The 20,790-nt window shown below is 46.9% G+C and carries 10 protein-coding genes and 1 CRISPR repeat array; of the genes, 3 read left to right on the forward strand and 7 right to left on the reverse strand.

Features of this window, described 5'->3' with window-relative positions; translation table 11 throughout:
• Positions 1-81 precede the first annotated feature (81 nt).
• A complete protein-coding gene (locus QT987_RS10340; RefSeq protein WP_333239530.1) occupies positions 82-1,182 on the forward strand; it encodes a precorrin-8X methylmutase in 1,101 nt (366 codons plus the stop codon).
• Between the two features lie 51 nt (positions 1,183-1,233).
• Positions 1,234-8,286: direct repeats of the CRISPR family, unit length 37 nt; unit sequence GTTTCAATCCCTGATAGGGAGTTTGGTTAATTGCGGC.
• Between the two features lie 279 nt (positions 8,287-8,565).
• Here QT987_RS10340 and QT987_RS10345 read toward each other — a convergent pair.
• The 6 genes from QT987_RS10345 to QT987_RS10370 form a co-directional block, all read right to left on the reverse strand.
• Positions 8,566-10,683 carry a DNA-binding protein gene (locus QT987_RS10345; protein ID WP_333239532.1) on the reverse strand — a complete coding sequence of 706 codons (2,118 nt, stop codon included), beginning with the start codon at positions 10,681-10,683 and terminating at the stop codon, positions 8,566-8,568.
• 370 nt (positions 10,684-11,053) lie between these two features.
• Complete coding sequence (locus tag QT987_RS10350; RefSeq protein ID WP_333239534.1) at positions 11,054-11,770, reverse strand: Uma2 family endonuclease; 717 nt, start codon at positions 11,768-11,770, stop codon at positions 11,054-11,056.
• Between the two features lie 33 nt (positions 11,771-11,803).
• Positions 11,804-12,808 carry a ribonuclease III domain-containing protein gene (locus QT987_RS10355; protein ID WP_333239536.1) on the reverse strand — a complete coding sequence of 335 codons (1,005 nt, stop codon included), beginning with the start codon at positions 12,806-12,808 and terminating at the stop codon, positions 11,804-11,806.
• Positions 12,809-13,158: 350 nt separating this feature from the next.
• A complete protein-coding gene (locus QT987_RS10360; RefSeq protein ID WP_333239538.1) occupies positions 13,159-13,851 on the reverse strand; it encodes a hypothetical protein in 693 nt (230 codons plus the stop codon).
• Positions 13,852-14,042: 191 nt separating this feature from the next.
• Positions 14,043-14,828 carry a PP2C family serine/threonine-protein phosphatase gene (locus QT987_RS10365; protein WP_333239540.1) on the reverse strand — a complete coding sequence of 262 codons (786 nt, stop codon included), beginning with the start codon at positions 14,826-14,828 and terminating at the stop codon, positions 14,043-14,045.
• 225 nt (positions 14,829-15,053) lie between these two features.
• Positions 15,054-15,716 carry a VWA domain-containing protein gene (locus tag QT987_RS10370; RefSeq protein ID WP_333054290.1) on the reverse strand — a complete coding sequence of 221 codons (663 nt, stop codon included), beginning with the start codon at positions 15,714-15,716 and terminating at the stop codon, positions 15,054-15,056.
• A 388-nt stretch (positions 15,717-16,104) separates the two neighbouring features.
• Here QT987_RS10370 and QT987_RS10375 point away from each other — a divergent pair, with 388 nt between their 5' ends.
• A complete protein-coding gene (locus QT987_RS10375; protein WP_333239542.1) occupies positions 16,105-16,707 on the forward strand; it encodes a Uma2 family endonuclease in 603 nt (200 codons plus the stop codon).
• A 52-nt stretch (positions 16,708-16,759) separates the two neighbouring features.
• Positions 16,760-17,014 (forward strand): DUF6737 family protein, encoded by a 255-nt coding sequence (locus tag QT987_RS10380; RefSeq protein WP_333239544.1) that lies wholly within the window; start codon positions 16,760-16,762, stop codon positions 17,012-17,014.
• A 286-nt stretch (positions 17,015-17,300) separates the two neighbouring features.
• Here QT987_RS10380 and carB read toward each other — a convergent pair whose 3' ends face one another.
• A complete protein-coding gene (gene carB, locus QT987_RS10385) occupies positions 17,301-20,612 on the reverse strand; it encodes a carbamoyl-phosphate synthase large subunit (protein WP_333239609.1) in 3,312 nt (1,103 codons plus the stop codon).
• Between the last annotated feature and the right edge of the window lie 178 nt (positions 20,613-20,790).

Here is a 20,790-nt window from a genome sequence, read left to right on the forward strand (position 1 = left end):
TGAATGCGTGGGAATTGATTCCCCGGCGGACGGAGGGTGAATTCGAGAATCAAATATACAATCCCAAAATCCAAAAATCCCATGCAAGAATACCTGACAATCAAACAACTTACAGAAGCGGTAAAAGGTACAATTACCCCTCGGATGGTGCGACATTATCACGCTTTGGGGCTGCTATCTCCGGCGGTACGATCGACCTCTAACTACAGATTGTACACCCGCAGCGATGTGCAAAGGCTGCAAAGAATAGTCGCACTCAAGCAGCAAGGCTTTCAACTGTCTCACATCCGCAAACTGTTAGAAACAGACGCGGATGCTTCTCCTGACGCGCTGATGGCGACTCTGCAACGGCAATATCTGTCGGTTATTCAGCAAATTGTTCGCCTCAGAGAAACGGCTTCGGCGCTGGAAGGATTGCTGGGACGGGATATTTCCTGTCAAGCGGTGCAAGCGGACGCATTGGCGCAATTAAGGCTGTTGCAGGCCGAAACTGACGGGGGGTTGGATGAGTTGGAACAACTTTGGGAGGGTTGGGATGCGGGGGCGCACACTCACCCGGAGGATTTTGGGGAGTCGTTGCAGCTTTTGTTGCCGGATTTGGGCTATCGCTCGGAAATTGAGGTAGACTTGCTTTCTAAACTGGTGTTAGCCTGCGGAGATTGTTCGCTGCTGCCGTTTGTGAAGTTGAGCGAAACGGCGATTCAATCGGCGCGGGAAGCTTTGAAAAATCAGTGTCAAATTGTGGCTGATGTGCCGCCTGTTTTTGCGGCTTTGGATGGGACTAGATTGGCGCATTTGGGAACAAGTATTGCAACTTTAATTGATGATCCGCACATCAATGCTGCGGCGGAAGCGGAACAGGAATTCTGGCAGCAGCGTGAGTGGTTTGATAAGTTGTTGAAACTGGAAAAGGGATGTATATTGGTGATAGGATATGCGCCGTCTGTGCTGATGGCGGTTTGCGAGGCGATCGAGTGTGGGCAATTGCAACCGGCTTTGGTAATTGGAATGCCGATCGGTTTTAGTCATTCTCCGGTGGCGAAACGGCGGTTAGTGCGATCGGGCGTTGCTTATATTACGACTGTGGGGACTTTTGGCGGCGGGTTGTTGGCGGCGGTTGCTTTGAATGCTTTGGTTGAGTCTTTGATTGAAAAGCCGAATTGTCATTGTCATCTTAAGTGAAGATGGGATTTAGGTTGGTTGTGACTTAATTTGTATTTTGCTCTTTCAGAGGTTTCAATCCCTGATAGGGAGTTTGGTTAATTGCGGCTCGGATTAGATGAGGCCATGCAAGCGTCTCATCCCAGTTTCAATCCCTGATAGGGAGTTTGGTTAATTGCGGCATTTTTCGACTTCATCGAGTACATCTCGCATCGAATGTTTCAATCCCTGATAGGGAGTTTGGTTAATTGCGGCCATTGATCCAGATGTATTGACAGAGTTTCTGAGCTTGTAGAGTTTCAATCCCTGATAGGGAGTTTGGTTAATTGCGGCATTTAGGGATTGTAGAAGGAATGGGAGGCATTCACGTTTCAATCCCTGATAGGGAGTTTGGTTAATTGCGGCATATTTGGAGTATTTTGTAATGGAAGAGTGTCAAGTTTCAATCCCTGATAGGGAGTTTGGTTAATTGCGGCCTTCCATCTATTCTGAGCGCCCTTGTAGGCTCCGGTTTCAATCCCTGATAGGGAGTTTGGTTAATTGCGGCTTTTTTAACAGCCATTTCAATATCAGCTTTTGTAAGTTTCAATCCCTGATAGGGAGTTTGGTTAATTGCGGCTCTCCACCAATTCAAGCCCCTGAATGGTTGATTGGTTTCAATCCCTGATAGGGAGTTTGGTTAATTGCGGCTGCGGGTTTGTGTGAGTAGTGTCGCCTTATTCAAATCGTTTCAATCCCTGATAGGGAGTTTGGTTAATTGCGGCGCTGTTGGTAAGACGCGCCGAGTTCTGCGTATTTTGCGTTTCAATCCCTGATAGGGAGTTTGGTTAATTGCGGCGCTATGCAGCAAACTTTGACCGCCAGTGCATCCTTACTGTTTCAATCCCTGATAGGGAGTTTGGTTAATTGCGGCAATTAAAACTAATACTCAATAATGTCATTTAAAAGTTTCAATCCCTGATAGGGAGTTTGGTTAATTGCGGCGGTACGCGGCGGCACTGGCCCCGGATCTGTAACTGTGTTTCAATCCCTGATAGGGAGTTTGGTTAATTGCGGCGCCCATAGGGCATCCCTAATAGGGATTGATGGAACGGGAGTTTCAATCCCTGATAGGGAGTTTGGTTAATTGCGGCATAAGTTTTGCTACTACTTTCAACAATTATCTGAGTTTCAATCCCTGATAGGGAGTTTGGTTAATTGCGGCTTTCCTGAAAAAAACCAGTTGTCCAAACCCGTCGCGTTTCAATCCCTGATAGGGAGTTTGGTTAATTGCGGCTCAGAAAGAGGGCGGCGGAGAAGCGTCAGCAGGCAGTTTCAATCCCTGATAGGGAGTTTGGTTAATTGCGGCTTTCTTAAACTCTTGAAGATAAACACCAGTTAACCGGTTTCAATCCCTGATAGGGAGTTTGGTTAATTGCGGCCCTGGAGCTTCTTGATACCGGCTGCCACTTCTTCCGTAAGTTTCAATCCCTGATAGGGAGTTTGGTTAATTGCGGCGACGCGGTAGTGAGAGGTCACTGGGAAGCTACAGTTTCAATCCCTGATAGGGAGTTTGGTTAATTGCGGCTGGTTTTTGAGCCTCTGCAACGGTTCCCGTAAGGTAGTTTCAATCCCTGATAGGGAGTTTGGTTAATTGCGGCACCATGCCGCCCTCTTCTTGGAGGTCGGTAGCGGTTTCAATCCCTGATAGGGAGTTTGGTTAATTGCGGCTTTAATTAGGCTTGAAAATAAACTCGACACACTACTCCGTTTCAATCCCTGATAGGGAGTTTGGTTAATTGCGGCGGTGCTGGTTAAGCGTTATGGATGCGAGGGTTGCAGTTTCAATCCCTGATAGGGAGTTTGGTTAATTGCGGCTAGAAAATAGCTCCGAAATTTCAACGCCAGGGGAGTTTCAATCCCTGATAGGGAGTTTGGTTAATTGCGGCAGTTATTGGCTTCAATCCTTCGGGGCCTACGGGGCGTTTCAATCCCTGATAGGGAGTTTGGTTAATTGCGGCTTGAGTCCAAACTTTTCCCGGCTCCAAGAATTTCTCTAGTTTCAATCCCTGATAGGGAGTTTGGTTAATTGCGGCAATCAGAAATACTCTTTTTGGTCACTTTGCGATGTTTCAATCCCTGATAGGGAGTTTGGTTAATTGCGGCATTAACCCATTACAGGGTTTAAATGTATCAGCAGGTTTCAATCCCTGATAGGGAGTTTGGTTAATTGCGGCAGGTACACCACTGAAGCGATATTTCATAAGAAAAACTTATGGTTTCAATCCCTGATAGGGAGTTTGGTTAATTGCGGCTAGTGGCTGCTGCCAAGGCTTTATACAGACTTACTTTGTTTCAATCCCTGATAGGGAGTTTGGTTAATTGCGGCCGAGCCTCGGTGTCGCTAAGTTCTGCTAGAGCTTTGATGTTTCAATCCCTGATAGGGAGTTTGGTTAATTGCGGCTTTGAAGGCCCGCGACGGGTTCTGCTTCCACACCTGTTTAGTGTTTCAATCCCTGATAGGGAGTTTGGTTAATTGCGGCTCGCCGATCAACTCAACGCTGCGATCGAGAATCCTAAGTTTCAATCCCTGATAGGGAGTTTGGTTAATTGCGGCTGTTATCGGGTAAAATTGCTGCGGCCCTAGCTGAGGAAGGCGGTGTTTCAATCCCTGATAGGGAGTTTGGTTAATTGCGGCACCTTATAAGGTTGCCGTGCACACAATACTCCAAAGTTTCAATCCCTGATAGGGAGTTTGGTTAATTGCGGCTTGGTAGATTTTTACTCGTTATATCCGCCTATCAAGTTTCAATCCCTGATAGGGAGTTTGGTTAATTGCGGCCCAACATAGCACCGTAAAGACCAAAGCCAAATATATGTTTCAATCCCTGATAGGGAGTTTGGTTAATTGCGGCATTAACTGGTTTCAGGCCTGAAGAGGCGATCGCTCTGTTTCAATCCCTGATAGGGAGTTTGGTTAATTGCGGCTAGATATTGCCAAAAAACGAGAAGCAGCAAGAGAAGCTGCAACTGTTTCAATCCCTGATAGGGAGTTTGGTTAATTGCGGCCAGGAATAAACGCAACAACTAACGCCACTACCATAGAGGGGCGTTTCAATCCCTGATAGGGAGTTTGGTTAATTGCGGCCGATCGACTTATTGGGAACGCTTCAAGATTTGGTTTCAATCCCTGATAGGGAGTTTGGTTAATTGCGGCTAGAGTCTGTTGTAGGGGAACGGAAAAACTATTACGTTTCAATCCCTGATAGGGAGTTTGGTTAATTGCGGCAAAAGTGATTGCATAGTGATAGCAACTGATAGCAAGTTTCAATCCCTGATAGGGAGTTTGGTTAATTGCGGCGGGAAGGCTCGATCGATGCTCACTAAATCAGCCTTTTGTTTCAATCCCTGATAGGGAGTTTGGTTAATTGCGGCCTACCACTCCCTCGTATTTGCGGTGCTCTTTGTGGTTTCAATCCCTGATAGGGAGTTTGGTTAATTGCGGCATATTGGCGGTAATTATAATTTTGGAGTGTGGGTTTCAATCCCTGATAGGGAGTTTGGTTAATTGCGGCAATGATTATCTCCCAGATAAAAAATGGGATTTAATGTTTCAATCCCTGATAGGGAGTTTGGTTAATTGCGGCTTGAGCTTCAGCTTTTGCGATAATCGTTCTGAGGTTTCAATCCCTGATAGGGAGTTTGGTTAATTGCGGCAAGCGCAAGCATCAGGGCTTAGGGATGAAGGATACGCCGGATGTTTCAATCCCTGATAGGGAGTTTGGTTAATTGCGGCCAAAGCCGACACACAACTCTCCACCCGGTACACCGTGTTTCAATCCCTGATAGGGAGTTTGGTTAATTGCGGCGGAAACAAGAAAGTTTGTCAAGCACTGCGTGAAATGTTTCAATCCCTGATAGGGAGTTTGGTTAATTGCGGCAAGGGCCTATCCCTGCTGGCGAGTACGAAATCCCGTTTCAATCCCTGATAGGGAGTTTGGTTAATTGCGGCAATTTGTTGAGTTACTTTTTCCCATGAATCTAATTGTTTCAATCCCTGATAGGGAGTTTGGTTAATTGCGGCTCACCAAGAAAGATAGCAGCCTCATCGAGAAGTACGCGTTTCAATCCCTGATAGGGAGTTTGGTTAATTGCGGCCTGTTCGCTCAAATCTTTGATACTGTTAGCGTTTGTTTCAATCCCTGATAGGGAGTTTGGTTAATTGCGGCTGGATTAAAAATTTACCATGATACTTGGATTCAAGTTTCAATCCCTGATAGGGAGTTTGGTTAATTGCGGCGTAGTGGTGGTGGGTATGGATATGGGTACTAGTTTCAATCCCTGATAGGGAGTTTGGTTAATTGCGGCGCGGTTTCAACAAACTCAACGCTTACCGCCAGCGTTTCAATCCCTGATAGGGAGTTTGGTTAATTGCGGCTTGATTTAGATGTCGATCCAGACCTCAAAGTTTTAATTGTTTCAATCCCTGATAGGGAGTTTGGTTAATTGCGGCCCCTTAGAGGAATCGCTTCCCTATGCCATTAGTGTTTCAATCCCTGATAGGGAGTTTGGTTAATTGCGGCCTAATCGTTTTGCTAGCGGAACTCAGCAAACCGCTTGTTTCAATCCCTGATAGGGAGTTTGGTTAATTGCGGCAACAATGGCTAATTCTGTGTCAATGTACTACTACGTTTCAATCCCTGATAGGGAGTTTGGTTAATTGCGGCTCGGTAAATCGAAGTATGTGCATAGCGTGAATGAGTTTCAATCCCTGATAGGGAGTTTGGTTAATTGCGGCGCTGTTTCTACAATCGATCCGTTTGTACCTATTACGTTTCAATCCCTGATAGGGAGTTTGGTTAATTGCGGCATCGATTCAAATCGATTCGGAATCGATTCACTTGTTTCAATCCCTGATAGGGAGTTTGGTTAATTGCCGCTTGATCGCTGCTGCAGGCGCTCCAGCTCCCGGCCCTAAATGCCTGCGTTTCAATCCCTGATAGGGAGTTTGGTTAATTGCGGCCCTCCGAGCCGTAAGGGCTGCTATAATAGAAATAGGATCTGTTTCAATCCCTGATAGGGAGTTTGGTTAATTGCGGCTCTATCGCATCTCATCTCGGAAACTCGATCGCACTTATCGTTTCAATCCCTGATAGGGAGTTTGGTTAATTGCGGCGTTGACCATATTCTGTAGAAATATCCTATTGATGGGTTTCAATCCCTGATAGGGAGTTTGGTTAATTGCGGCTAGGGATAGATAATAATCGCTGTATAAAATCAGCTAGTTTCAATCCCTGATAGGGAGTTTGGTTAATTGCGGCCCGTACCGACCAAGGTTTTACCAGTCTTGTCAGGAGGGTTTCAATCCCTGATAGGGAGTTTGGTTAATTGCGGCAGAAAATTACTTATATAGAACTATTGGCAAGTTTTCGTTTCAATCCCTGATAGGGAGTTTGGTTAATTGCGGCTCGCCACCAATCAAGCGCCGCTTCAGACTCTTCCGTTTCAATCCCTGATAGGGAGTTTGGTTAATTGCGGCGTGCAGACCAACTTTTAGACATTCCGCTGCTGCGTTTCAATCCCTGATAGGGAGTTTGGTTAATTGCGGCTGGAAGGCAATAATTTCGTCAGTATCAATTCCCAGTTTCAATCCCTGATAGGGAGTTTGGTTAATTGCGGCTCTACAGCCATACCAGTAGCCACTGGGTTCTTTGCGGTTTCAATCCCTGATAGGGAGTTTGGTTAATTGCGGCTTTCGCCTTGCCCCATCCCTTTGCTTTGAGTTCTAAGTTTCAATCCCTGATAGGGAGTTTGGTTAATTGCGGCCTGGAAAGCGATCGCCGGTTGCAGCAATAATTTACCGTTTCAATCCCTGATAGGGAGTTTGGTTAATTGCGGCTTTTGCAATTAATGACTCAAAAGCCACCTATAGCGTGTTTCAATCCCTGATAGGGAGTTTGGTTAATTGCGGCTTAACCCTTCCGCCATGCAGTCTACCTAGTTTTAGCTAGTTTCAATCCCTGATAGGGAGTTTGGTTAATTGCGGCAAGACATCCACAATCTGTCCGCTAGCACTTTTTGTTTCAATCCCTGATAGGGAGTTTGGTTAATTGCGGCTTCCCAGTCGAAGGGCGGCTCGCGGCGTCCAGATAATTGTTTCAATCCCTGATAGGGAGTTTGGTTAATTGCGGCAGCGATGAGCTGGCAGGGTTTTTTAAATCAGCTGTTTCAATCCCTGATAGGGAGTTTGGTTAATTGCGGCTCGGGAATGTGATTGAAGCAATTTTGCAAATTTTGCCGTTTCAATCCCTGATAGGGAGTTTGGTTAATTGCGGCCTATTTATACTCTTAGCTCCTAGCCGCTACCCTCTGGTTTCAATCCCTGATAGGGAGTTTGGTTAATTGCGGCGAGACAGTCAATAGCGTTCTGTCCCCACTGTTTGTTTCAATCCCTGATAGGGAGTTTGGTTAATTGCGGCGTAACCCCTCGCGGTGCATTTGTTCGGCGGATTCCCTTGGAGGTTTCAATCCCTGATAGGGAGTTTGGTTAATTGCGGCGCGATAATGATAACCGTTATCGCCCAGGATTTTATATGTTTCAATCCCTGATAGGGAGTTTGGTTAATTGCGGCTCGATGTCTCAAATTCTTGATTCTGCTGCATTGGTTTCAATCCCTGATAGGGAGTTTGGTTAATTGCGGCTCGATTCACTTTCTCATGCTTGGTTTTCAGAGCTTGGTTTCAATCCCTGATAGGGAGTTTGGTTAATTGCGGCGTAGAATACTTTTAGGGCGAGCAAAAGTCCCCTCGTTTCAATCCCTGATAGGGAGTTTGGTTAATTGCGGCTTTAGAGTTAGCACTTGAGGGTAAGCTTGTCGATCTACCGAGTGTTTCAATCCCTGATAGGGAGTTTGGTTAATTGCGGCTTACGGGGTGCCGGGTGGCGAATTGTGTGTTGGCTTTGGTTTCAATCCCTGATAGGGAGTTTGGTTAATTGCGGCTTTGCTCCTTGGAATACGCTTCAGCCATCTTTAGTTTCAATCCCTGATAGGGAGTTTGGTTAATTGCGGCCACGATTGGCTTTGGTACAATCCGGCCGCATATTTTATGTTTCAATCCCTGATAGGGAGTTTGGTTAATTGCGGCTGCCCGTTCCAGAAGCCTTGCTGTATTTGGTTTTCAACGTTCATTTGCGTCTGCATAAAACAAAAGTACCATTTCAGCCTTCGACTTGTCAATACCCCAATTATCAGACAGCCCTCAAACCCTTGTCCCGCAAAGATTTCAGCGATTGCGTCTACCATTTTATTGCTTGAAGGGCCTCTAAACCTTACAGCATCTACATTATAGCCCCCCAATTTAACACCTCGATTTTTACACCTAGGCATAGACGCATTTTCCACCCAAAAACAGACATCAACCGAATCACCACTTACCCAAAGCCCCCCAAACAGTACCCGAAACCACCCCCCAAATCGCCCCCAAACCAGCCCCCACGATCGCCCCCGCCACAGGCCCCAACTCCACCGGCACCCCAGCACTAACAGCCGGAAACATCGCAGACACCCCCGCACCCAACACAGCACCCGCAAAAGTCCCCAAAAAACTGCCCCAAATCGCCCCCAAACTCCCACCACTTACACCCGAAGGCTGAAACGAAATCGGCAACTTCGGCGCAAACCCGCAAAAACCCAACAAACCGCCAGAAACCACACCCCCAACAGAACCCACACCAGCCGCCACGATCGCCACACCCAGCAGCAAACCCGCAAACTCATTCACCGGCCGCATCTGGACACCGTATTGCTGCCAAACCACCAGCCCAGCCCCCAAAAAAACACCAGCCAGAGTCCCCACAAACGAGCCCCAGACAGCCCCCAAATACCCTCCCCGCCGGCCCCACACCCTCCCCGCCGGCAGCGCCAGAGGAGGCCGAAAACTCGCCCAAACACAGCCCCAGACAGCACCAACCCCCGCCCCAGCCAAAATCCTCTCCCCGATCCCCGGAGTGCTATTAATCGCCCCAAACACCGCACCGCCGATCGCCGCCAACAAAAAAGCCCCCCAAGACGCCCCCACCAAAACTCCGCCCCACTTCCGCCAAATCTGATTCGGCGGCAAAGTAAAAACACCCCACATCACCCCAAAAAAACAGCCCCAAATCGAACCAACAAAAATCGCCCCCAAAATAGCACTGCCGCCCTCAGCTATTGCCGAATAAATCCCCCCGATCGCCGCCAAACACAAACTACCCCAAACACCTCCCCAAGCAGCATCCTGAAAAATGCGCTCAAACTTGCCCACGGGAAGCTGAGGCGCAGGAGTCCGACTCCGAGAAGACATCGGCATCGGTAGCAACGGCACTGCGTACTGGCCCATGGGGCGTGGCAGCCCCGTGGAAGGCTGTTGCCTGCGAACTGCGGGCTGGGGTACGACAGGCGGGGGTTGGGGCTTTTTACGCTTGATTTTCGCGGGCTGCAAGTGCAATCCGTGGCTGACTGCTTGGCGCGAAGGAAACGGATCGCGCCCTTTGAGGAGTTTTGCCCGATCGCACCAAGGGCAGCGACTGAGATGATTTCCGTATTTATGCTGACTGTTTTTGCTGCAAGTTACCAAAGCATCTTCCGCTTCCCGAATCGCATTCACCCAAGTTTTCGCATCCGGGCGCGCCGAAGGATTGCCGTGTCCTTCCTCAAAACAGCGGATAAACAGTTGCCGCAGCCGGGGATGCAGGAGTTCAAAAGGAGGCGCAGCGGGCATCGGGCGGTAGGGAATCCGTTTCGTACCTGTAGGGAAATGGCCCGATCGAATTCTCGCTTCCAAAGACGGTGGTTCATCGCTACCGAGATAAACTCCTGAAAACGGATGCGTACCTTCCATCAGCAATTGAAAAATTAATACCGCTAAACCGAACAAATCGTGCTCTGGAGATCGATCGATATCGCGGAAAGTCTGGCCCTGCAACTCCGGCGGCGTAAACTCAGGTTTCCCCACGGGACACCGATAAACGTAACCCGTATAAGGATCGCGGACTTGAAACGAATCCGTGTCTACCAGCGTTACCAACGCCGTATCCGTCACCAGAATGTTCGACTCGTTTACGTCGCCGATGACGTAACCCCTGACGTGGAGGGCGTTTACAGCCGAGGCGAGATTTCTGGCGGTACGGTGGAGGTAAAGATAGCTAAATAGCGGTTTTTGTTCGCGCCTGGTTTTGGGAGTGTAGAAAGTGTGTACCGGCATCACTTTGTTGACGCGCGGCATCACAAAACCGACGATTTTTTCGCGCCCGCCGACAGTATGCAGCAAATCGATCGGCCAAGCAATAGAAGCGTGCCCGGGTTCCGCGATCGGCGCATCCGGCGGCATACTGAACATGACTGTGAGTTTGTCGCCGTCTTCGTCTGTCGGTTTGTGGTAGATTTTTGCTACAAGGGACGAGTCTTGGGCGATCGGGTAGATGCGACCTTCACCCCCACTGGCGATCGCGTTTTTGGTGTCGATCGCAATCAGTTGTCCGCTAAATTGGCGCTGCAACTGCATAGAATTCGCTTAGGGTATGGGGGCATCAATCGATTTTAGATTTGAGATTTTGGATTTTAGATTAAAGAAAGCTACCCCACTGATAAATCCGTAATTCTATTTTATTGTGGGGAGTAGGGGTTGGGCAGGAGAGCCCGCCCTGGAAAATTCAGCAACAGGCTTTGGGGACTGTTCCACGATAATTCTATTTTATTGTGGGTTGGGCAGGAGAGCCCGCCCTGGAAAATTCAGCAACAGGCTAGGAGGGCCTGTTCCACAATAGTTCAATTTTATTGTGGGGAGTAGGGATTGGGCAGGAGAGCCCGCCCTGGAAAATTCAGCAACAGGCTACGAGGGCCTGTTCCACAATAGTTCAATTTTGCAGTTGTGCTTACAATTGATTCGGATCGATGCCCATTTCTCGGAGTCTTGCTTCCAAAGCTTGCGATCGCGATCGTTCTTGTTCCAGCAGCATTTCTGCCTGTTCGGCCCGGATCTGTGCTTGTTCGGCCCGCGCCTCGGCTTGCTGTCGCCGTCGATCGAGTTCCACAAAACTCATAAACGGTTCTCCAGAGGGCCCGAACATTTCGAGTCCTGTTTCTGATAATTGAAACCGCACTCCCAGTCTCGGACTTACCCAACCATCAATTTGTTCGATCGGTTCTAATTTTCCCTCAGCCCGCAACCATCCTATCAGTTCCAATTTTTCTGGATCGTACAAATAGTATTCTTCCACACCATAGCGTTCGTAAAATTGAAATTTTTGCATCATCGGAGTCAGACGATTTCCCCGCGACCAAATTTCAAATGCGACTTGTGGCGCAATATCATTTTCATACCACTGTTGGTAGGAACCTCGATATCCTTTGGGGATGCCAAAAACTGCCATTACATCTGGTGCTTGAGACAGTTTGTTATTGCCTTCCACCGGATACCAAAGCAAGTCACCTGCTACAAAAACATTTGGATCATTGGCAAACAGCAATTCTAAGTTTTCCTTAATCCAAACAATTAATCGAAACTGATCTGTATTGTTTGACATCGGTTCGCCGTTATCGTCGGGGTAGATGATATTTGATTTTTCGGGAGATTGCAGTTGTGTAACCATTGCTGTTTCCCCATTTTTTTTGACAAGTTGATTTTATTTTAGTCGATCGCCTGTTTCCTCTTCCAGTTCGTCAACGGCGGTTTGGATAAAGTTATCCACCAACCAGTCGCGGGTACGCGAGAAATTGCTTCTCAACTCCAGGTACTGACTGCCTAGTTTTGCCTTAAAGTCTTTGGGGAAAATCTCTTTGGCAACTAACATATTTTTCCAGCGAGTTAGCTGGCTGGCGTTGCGTTCGGGAAAGCGGTTGTACAAATAGTCGATCGCGATCGCATCTAGAATATCCGCCCCCAGGATTTCCCGGCGTTTCACCTCGTTTTCGGGCCCTATTTGTCGCCGCCCAGTTAGATCCCCATGCTGGCTAACATTTGGTTCAATCCAGTGCTGAATCAGCCAGTTTCCCCCACGCAAAAAATCGCGATTAAACTCCAAGTAAATCGCGCCCAACAAAGCTTCAAAAGTCTCCGAAAAAACTCTATTGTGCTCGCTTTTGTCTGTTTCTTTCCCATTCCCTACGCGCCAACCGAGTTCGTTTAATTTCAAATGTTGTGCAAAATCCGCAAGTTTTTTCGGGTCTGCTAAACGAGCTTTTAAGGTTGAGATAGCATCTGGATCGAGTTGTGGATATTCGCGGTAGAGGTAATCGGTAACAACTGCACCGAAAATCGCTCCCCCTAAGAGTGACAGCCGTTTGTACTTAACCTCTTGCCAAGCGGGAGACTCCTCGGGGCGATCGGAGTAATAGCTGGTAGAGTAACGGCAATTTAAGGCAATTTCCAGCAGTTTTGTCTGCTGAAAGCTGGGAATGTCGATCGCTTCTTTGACTGCTTCAATATCTACATTATGTTTAATTCGCTCTAATTCTTCTTCACATTTACCCCACTTTTCCAACCAATCACCGCCCGCATCTTCCACATACAAATCTACAAAATCTACCCCGTAATTCATCCATTCATCCTGCATTTTTCTGGCTGCTTCCAGTTCTTCCCAGACTTTTTGCAAGTTATTTTCAACGGTATGTGTACCTTGTAATGTCATAGTATTTGATTTTGATGTAATTAGATTTTATTTCCAACATTTTCACCGCAATTAAATCAAATCTCAATTCAATTTAGGCCGAGTTGCTAGTTATTTCACCCGATTGATTGCTGCGGTAAATGTTCCCATTGCTTAGCCTTCGTATCAAGCACCTCTTTCCAGTGTCTGGCAAACCCCTCCCGGAGACAGAAAAGGGGAGGAAAAATCTTGCTCTGTTTTCCCTTTTCCAGAATCTGTCTGGGGACTAGGCTGTTGCCCTTCTCGAAAATTGTGCAATATGTGAGTTAGTCAAATTTTTTTTCACAGAGTTTGGAGCAGTCGAACTATTCTCAGCAGCAGATATGCTTGATTTACGGGAACTTGAGGTAACGACCTGCGGGCAAATTATCACTATTATATAATGCTATATTAACTAACTGATTCAGGAAATTTGCATCGTTTTTATCATAACTTAAAAATAATCCTCTGTCAATCCCCCAATCTTGAAGAGTTTGTTGCCAATTATGATATTTTTGTTCAGAGAATTCATCCGAAAGAGTTGTGACTTGAATGCAGAGGGGCTGCTGTTGGCGGCTACTAACGATCGAATCGGTTGCCATAGAAAGATCTGCAACATATCGATACAAAACAGTGCCTTGGCGATCGACTATTCGGGCTGCGATCGCACGAATCACGATATCATCACCCGGATCGAATTGGCCGGCCTTGAGTTTTTGTTTCCAGATGTAAAATTTGCGATCGTTTTCGCTCAGCCATTTAGGAAATAGATAGCTGTACCAATACCTTTCCCCCGGCGTCATTAACTCAAACGCGGCTTGCTGTTCTCTTTCCGAAGGTAGAGATTGAACTGCCAGCCAAACCTGAGAATCTCGGATAAGCTGCAGCAAAAAAGCCATCACAAATTTTTTAGCAGTTAGCGAACCGGGTTTAATATCTTTCACCCAGCGATTGATTTCATCCAATCTTCTCGCCAAACTCGGATCTATTGGATCTGCGGCGCTAATTAGGGAGTTGAGCTTATCCTTAATCTCTTGTGCTTGCAAACGACGACCTACTGTACAGACTAAAGCAGAATTGTTGACACCTCGATTTTATTATAGAACCGCGCCAAATTTTCACCGCTGATGAGGTTGAACGCATTAGACTTGTTGCAAAATTCAGAATCGGAAATTTTTAACCGCAGATCAACGCCAATTCACCCAGATGGGTATTGGCTGTGGCAAAATGTTTATTTTTAATTGTCCTGTGCCTCCGAACTCGAAAAAGTTGCTAGCAATAATGTTAAGTCATCATCGGTGCGTTCGGAAACGCGGGGCGATCGCAAAAATGACTCTAACTGCTGTTTCGCATCTTCCTCTTCTTTCCACTCGCCAGAAAACCGAAACAAAGGCGCAAAAAACGGCTTGTGCGGCGTCCCTTCTGGGATTTTGAGCGCTAGCATTTGCAAGCCGTCGGAAAACACGGCCAAGTGCCGCAGTTTTTCCCGCAGTACCTGAAATTGCGCTGTTTCTATCGCATTCGGCGAAATCAAAAAAATAGTTTCGTTGATGTATTCGCCGCAGGGGGGTACTGTCAGGGCGATCGCATTTCCTGCACTATCACCTGCTACCGCCGCACCGTCGCCGATTTGAGCAACGGCGATTAATTCCGGCGTAGCAACAACAGCAATTAAAGTGCAGGCTAAATCTCTCGCAGCCACTTCCCGCACTGCCGCTTCTGCTTCCACCTGCGCCCGCGCAACTTGCAGTGATGCTGTCAAGAATACCTGCCATTCATCGTCATTTTCAGGCAGCCTTTCCTGTTGCTGGCAAATCGTTTCGACAACCGCTTCCACAGCAATTTTTGCCCCAACTTCTGCGAGTGCTGCGGAGCCCGCACCATCGGCAACCGCTGCCGCTAAAACACCGTTTGGCAAGAGACGCCAGCAGTGGGCATCTTGACAAGGCTGCGATCTTTTTTCGTGGCTCGTACCTATCACCGATGCCGCTACAACTTGCCAATTAAAGGATGAATTCTGCATTAATAACTCTTTAACTCAAAACTGCGTAAATTCAAAACTATGCAAAGTCTGGACGGGTTTATTTATCCCTAATTAGGTAGGGCGATGCACACCACACTTTACTAATTTGGTAGGGCGATGTACACCACACATTACCGCTTGTCACATACTAATGACCAATGACCAATGACCAATGACCAATAACTAATGACTAATGACCAATGACCAATGACTAATGACTAATAACTAAACAGTTCCCCATCCGGGTGGGGGCAGTGCTACTTGTTCATCAATTTTTGAGTGAGAAACTCTCTGCATACTAGCCGACAGCCAGATGAACATCTCTCTAAAGTCTAATCCTCTCAATTTTACAGGCGTGCGCTCGACAATTTGCGCGAGACGAGGAATATTAGCACCTTCCACTCCGACTGCAAAAAATGCCACGCGCTTGTTAATTTCTTCCTCTTTAATCCGCTGTGCTGCTATTTCCACAACATCGTCGGATTCACCTTGAGGTTCGCCGTCAGTAATCATAAATACCCACGGGCGGTAATAGGTAATGCCGTTGTTGCGGTATTCGGATTTGCGGGCGGCAATGGTGTCTAGCGCTAGCTGAATGCCTGCGCCCATGTGGGTTTGTCCTTGAGCTGTCAGCAGTGGCGTCTCGAACTGGTCGGCGGTAACGAAGTCTTGCACGATTTTGATTTGATTGTCAAATGAAATAATCGCGACTTCGACTCGCTTTTTAGCTAGTTCGTCTTTAATTAGGTCATTCCTAAAAATTTCCAGCCCCTCATTCAAGGCATCTATGGGTGCGCCTTGCATGGAGCCGGAGGTGTCCAGCAGGAGGACGCAGGGACAGCGCGGCTCTGGGTTTTCGGCAAATTCTACGGCTTCGTCTAGTCTCATGGTTCGGGGTTGACCTGGGAGTGGCTCGATTTCTAGGTTTGTTACTTTCTACCCTAGCAACTAGGTGACATATTTAGCTCAATCTGCCCGCTGGCGATCGCATTTTACCATTTACGTGAATCGATTTTTGATTTTTGATTGTATATTTTAGATTTGAGAATTGGATGTCTGCAGTCATTCGATTTTAGATTTTAGATTTTAGATTTTAGATTTTGGAGGCGACCCCACGGATAAATTCGGGGGCTTGAGGATTTTAGATTTGGGATTGATTCCACGGATAAATCACGTGGCGGGTACCATCTAGAAATTCGATTCTCAAAAAAACAAATTTCTTCCTGCCTGTGGTAATATAGGCTAATAATATTACTGCAAAATAAGGATAAATCTTATGATTGCAACAGTCACACAGCAATTAACCTTTGACCAATTCCTTGTAGAATGTCCAGAAGATGGACTCTATGAACTGGTAAACGGAGAAATTGTAGAGATGAATGCCACCCGAAATCATGATGATGTTGCTGATTTTACGTCTGACTCATTTAAAGATCAAATTAAACGGCTAAGTTTAAATTATGTAGTCAAAAATACCGCCGTTATCAGAACTGTAAGTAAAGCCGGAATCGAACAAGGGCGGAGACCGGATGTCAGCGTAATCGATCGCGATTTGTGGCGATCGAACCGTTCTGCTTATTCTGCCTTACAAGAACCAATTCAACTGGCAGTGGAAGTAACATCAACAAATTGGGAGGACGATTATATAGACAAATTGGACGAATATCGGCGCCTCGGAGTTCCTGAGTATTGGATTGTCGATTATTTAGCAATTGGTAGCAGGGAATTTCTGGGAAATCCCAAAGTTCCAACTGTATTTGTCCACCTTTTGGATGCAGAGGGCAACTATCAAAGAAGCGCGTTTAAAGGCAGCGAACGAATTGTATCGCCGACTTTTCCCGAATTAACGCTGACAGCAGAAGAAGTGATGAATGTTTAACTTCGGTTAATCCAGCTAGCCCGACTATTCTCCATAAACAATCACTAAAAATATGAAATCTATTTCTGACAATAAACTTTCTAATCAAAAAGCTATTAGTCCTTGGAGTTACAAACCGTGGTGGTGTCAGCCTTGGTCGATTCTTTTAACTGGTACTAGCCTGATTAGCGGTAGTTGGTTTTTATTAAAAACTGTTTGGATAACTGTTTTAGTCGCGATTCCTTTATTAGCTTGGATGGGTTTTTTCTTGTTAGTGTGGCCGAGGTTGATGCTGTCTAGCGGAGTTTTGGATGCGGAGGCAGATTAGGTTTTGGTAAGGCGCACCTTATTTTTAGGATAAGGTGCGCGGTCATTGGTGTGAACAAACACGTTAAACCCTCAATCCGGCAGGGTTTGAAACAACAGCCTCAAAGCGAAAGTCCTCGCTATGAGGACTAATGAGTTCTTCAGTCCTCTTTGAGAGGACTTTCGCTATAAGACAGGGAATTCATTCCCTGGCGGGCTGCCGGGTGAGCGAGAGGACTGGCGGACTAAAAGCTTAAGTTGACACTAATAGTCCGCCCTGCACACCCTACCTTTGAGTGTTTCGCAGTCTAGGTTTGCGGGTAATAGTCTTGAATTGCTTTTACTTCCATCGGGTGAGATTTGAGCGATCGAATTCCCGCTGCTGTCGCTTTGGCACCGGCTATTGTGGTAATAATCGGGATTTTGTAAGTCAAAGCTGTGCGGCGGATAAAGATTCCGTCGGCCCGGGATTCTTCGCCGGAAGGTGTGGTGATAATTAGTTGAATTTTCTCATTCTTGATCGAATCCAACAAATTCGGCCGCCCTTCGTGCAGTTTCAATTCCAAATCTACCTCTAAACCTTGCTCTCGCAAAACTTTGCGTGTCCCGTGAGTTGCGACTACTCGGAAACCCAATTCTAAGAATTCCTTGACAACGGGTACAACTGCTAGTTTGTCCCGATCGCGCATCGAAACCAGCACAGTTCCAAACAGCGGCATCATTTGTCCAGCACCTAATTGAGCTTTGGCAAAGGCTTTACCAAAATCGGTGTCAATTCCCATGACTTCGCCGGTCGATCGCATTTCTGGCCCTAGCAAAGTATCAGTTCCCGGAAACTTAGCAAAGGGCAATACAGCTTCTTTTACCGAAACATGAGTGGGTATAATCTCTTCAGTAAAACCCAAAGCTTCTAGAGTTTTGCCAGACATGACTCGCGAGGCCATTTTTGCTAAGGGAACTCCGATCGCCTTGGAGACAAAAGGCACTGTTCGAGAAGCGCGCGGGTTAGCTTCCAAAATGAAAACTTCTTCCCCTTGAACAGCAAATTGAATATTCATCAACCCGATGACTTTCAGGGATTTTGCTAATTCTACAGTCCAGCGGCGGATTGTTACCAAAGCTGCGTCAGGAAGCGTTTGGTAAGGGATAGAACAAGCAGAGTCGCCGGAGTGGATTCCCGCTTCCTCAATGTGCTCCATAATACCGCCGATCGTCACATTGCCAGTAACATCGGCGATCGCATCGACATCAACCTCGATCGCATTCTCCAAAAACTTATCAATTAAAATCGGATGATCGGGTTCTACCAGGACGGCATAGGTCATGTAACGTTCCAATTCCGTATCGGAATAAACAATTTCCATTGCTCGCCCGCCTAATACGTAACTCGGCCGCACCACTACCGGATAACCTATCCGTTGAGCTACTATTAAAGCATCCTCAAAACTGCGCGCTAGACCATTAGCAGCTTGCTGAATATCCAATTCCCGCAGAATCTTTTCAAATCGCTCCCTGTCTTCAGCAGTATCAATGGAATCCGGCGAAGTTCCCCAGATTTTTGTTTGTACATCGGGGTGATTTTCCAGAGCTTTTTGTAAAGGAAGCGCTAATTTCAGCGGGGTTTGTCCGCCAAACTGAATAATTATTCCTTCGGGATTTTCGGCTTCGATGATGTTGAGAACATCTTCTTTTGTGAGCGGTTCAAAATACAGGCGATCGCTCGTATCGTAATCCGTTGAAACCGTTTCCGGGTTCGAGTTGACCATAATTGTCTCAAAGCCATCTTCTCCTAGGGAATAGGAAGCGTGACAGCAGCAGTAATCAAACTCAATTCCCTGTCCGATCCGGTTGGGCCCGCCACCTAAAATCATCACTTTTCGCTTGGTAGAAGGCAAAACTTCCGACTCCGGCGCGAGACTGTGGCCTACAGGCGAAATTTTCTTTTCTTCATCGCCCAATTCCCAAATTGCCGCTCCCGCTTCGTAGGTGGAATAATAATACGGTGTAAACGCTTCAAATTCAGCGGCACAGGTATCGACTGTTTTGTAAATCGGAATTACGCCTAACTGTTTGCGGTAAGCGCGGACTTGATCTTCCGATGTTTTGGTGGCGTAAGCAATTTGGCGATCGCTAAAACCCAACTGCTTTACTTCAAACATTGTCTCTTTTGTCAACTGTTCCAACCGCGTTCGTTTCAAGAACTTCTCAGTTTCCAGCAATTCCTGCATTTTATCCAAAAACCAAGGATCAATTCCTGTAAACTCGAAGATATCTTCCACCGACATTCCCATCATCATCGCGTGGCGAACTGTAAAAATGCGATCGGGATTTGGCGTCCGCAATCCGGCGCGAATTTGTTCCAAACTCGGCAACTTTTCCGGTTTGTCGCAGCCGAAACCTGCGCGGCCTGTTTCCAATCCCCGCAGGGCTTTTTGGAAGGATTCGTTGAAGCTGCGCCCGATCGCCATTACCTCTCCAACTGACTTCATTTGCGTTGTCAGAGTCGGTTCGGAACCGGGGAACTTTTCAAAGGCAAATCGGGGAATCTTCGTCACCACGTAGTCAATTGTCGGCTCAAAAGACGCCGGAGTTTTCTTGGTAATATCGTTGGAAATTTCGTCTAGGCTGTAACCTACCGCTAATTTTGCCGCCATTTTGGCAATAGGGAAACCAGTTGCTTTCGAGGCCAAGGCGGAGGAACGGGAAACCCTAGGGTTCATTTCAATAACGATGAAATCTCCGTTGACTGGATTGACGGCAAATTGAATGTTGGAACCGCCGGTTTCAACTCCGATTTCGCGAATAATTTTCACCGAAGCATCTCGCAGGCGCTGATATTCTTTGTCTGTGAGAGTTTGCGCCGGGGCGACGGTGATAGAATCGCCGGTGTGGACGCCCATCGGGTCGAGATTCTCGATCGAACAAATAATCACTACATTATCTGCCAAATCTCGCATTACTTCGAGTTCGTACTCTTTCCAACCAATCAAAGATTGTTCGATCAAAATTTGCGATACTGGACTGGCATCAATCCCGCCTTGTGCCATTTCTTCAAACTCTTCTTGATTGTAAGAAATGCCGCCTCCCGTGCCTCCCATTGTAAAAGCAGGACGAATAATTAACGGATAACTGCCGATTTGGTGACCAATGGCTTTGGCTTCGTCGAGAGTGTTGGCAATTCCAGAAGGGCAAACGGCGACACCAATTCGCGCCATCGCTTCCTTAAATAATAGCCGATCTTCGGCCATTTCAATTGCTGGCAATTTAGCACCAATCAACTCGACGTTGTATTTTTCTAAAACGCCATTTTTAGCGACGGCAACTGCTAAATTTAGCGCCGTTTGACCGCCCATTGTCGGTAAAATTGCTTGAGGTCTTTCTTTAGCGATGATTTGTTCGAGGATGGCCGGCGTTAGAGGTTCGATGTAAATGCGATCGGCAGTTTCCGGATCGGTCATAATCGTTGCCGGGTTGGAATTCACCAACACTACTTCAAAGCCTTCTTCTCGCAAAGCTTTGCAAGCTTGTGTCCCGGAATAGTCAAATTCGCACGCTTGACCGATAACAATTGGGCCGGAACCAATGAGAAGAATCTTTTTTAAGTCTTGACGACGGGGCATAGGTTCGTAATTAGTAATTGGACAAGGTTGAGGATTAATTTGATATTTTGCATCAGTCTTAGAAACAGGCTTTCTAAGCTGTTCCCCCAAAAGCTTACTCAAAAAAGTGCAAGTTTTGTTGTTAATTTGAAATTGTGCACCATTCTCAGCCTTTTGGAAGCAGAACCTAGCAACTCCG

Source organism: Microcoleus sp. SVA1B4, from assembly GCF_036700545.1.
Lineage (GTDB): Bacteria > Cyanobacteriota > Cyanobacteriia > Cyanobacteriales > Microcoleaceae > Microcoleus.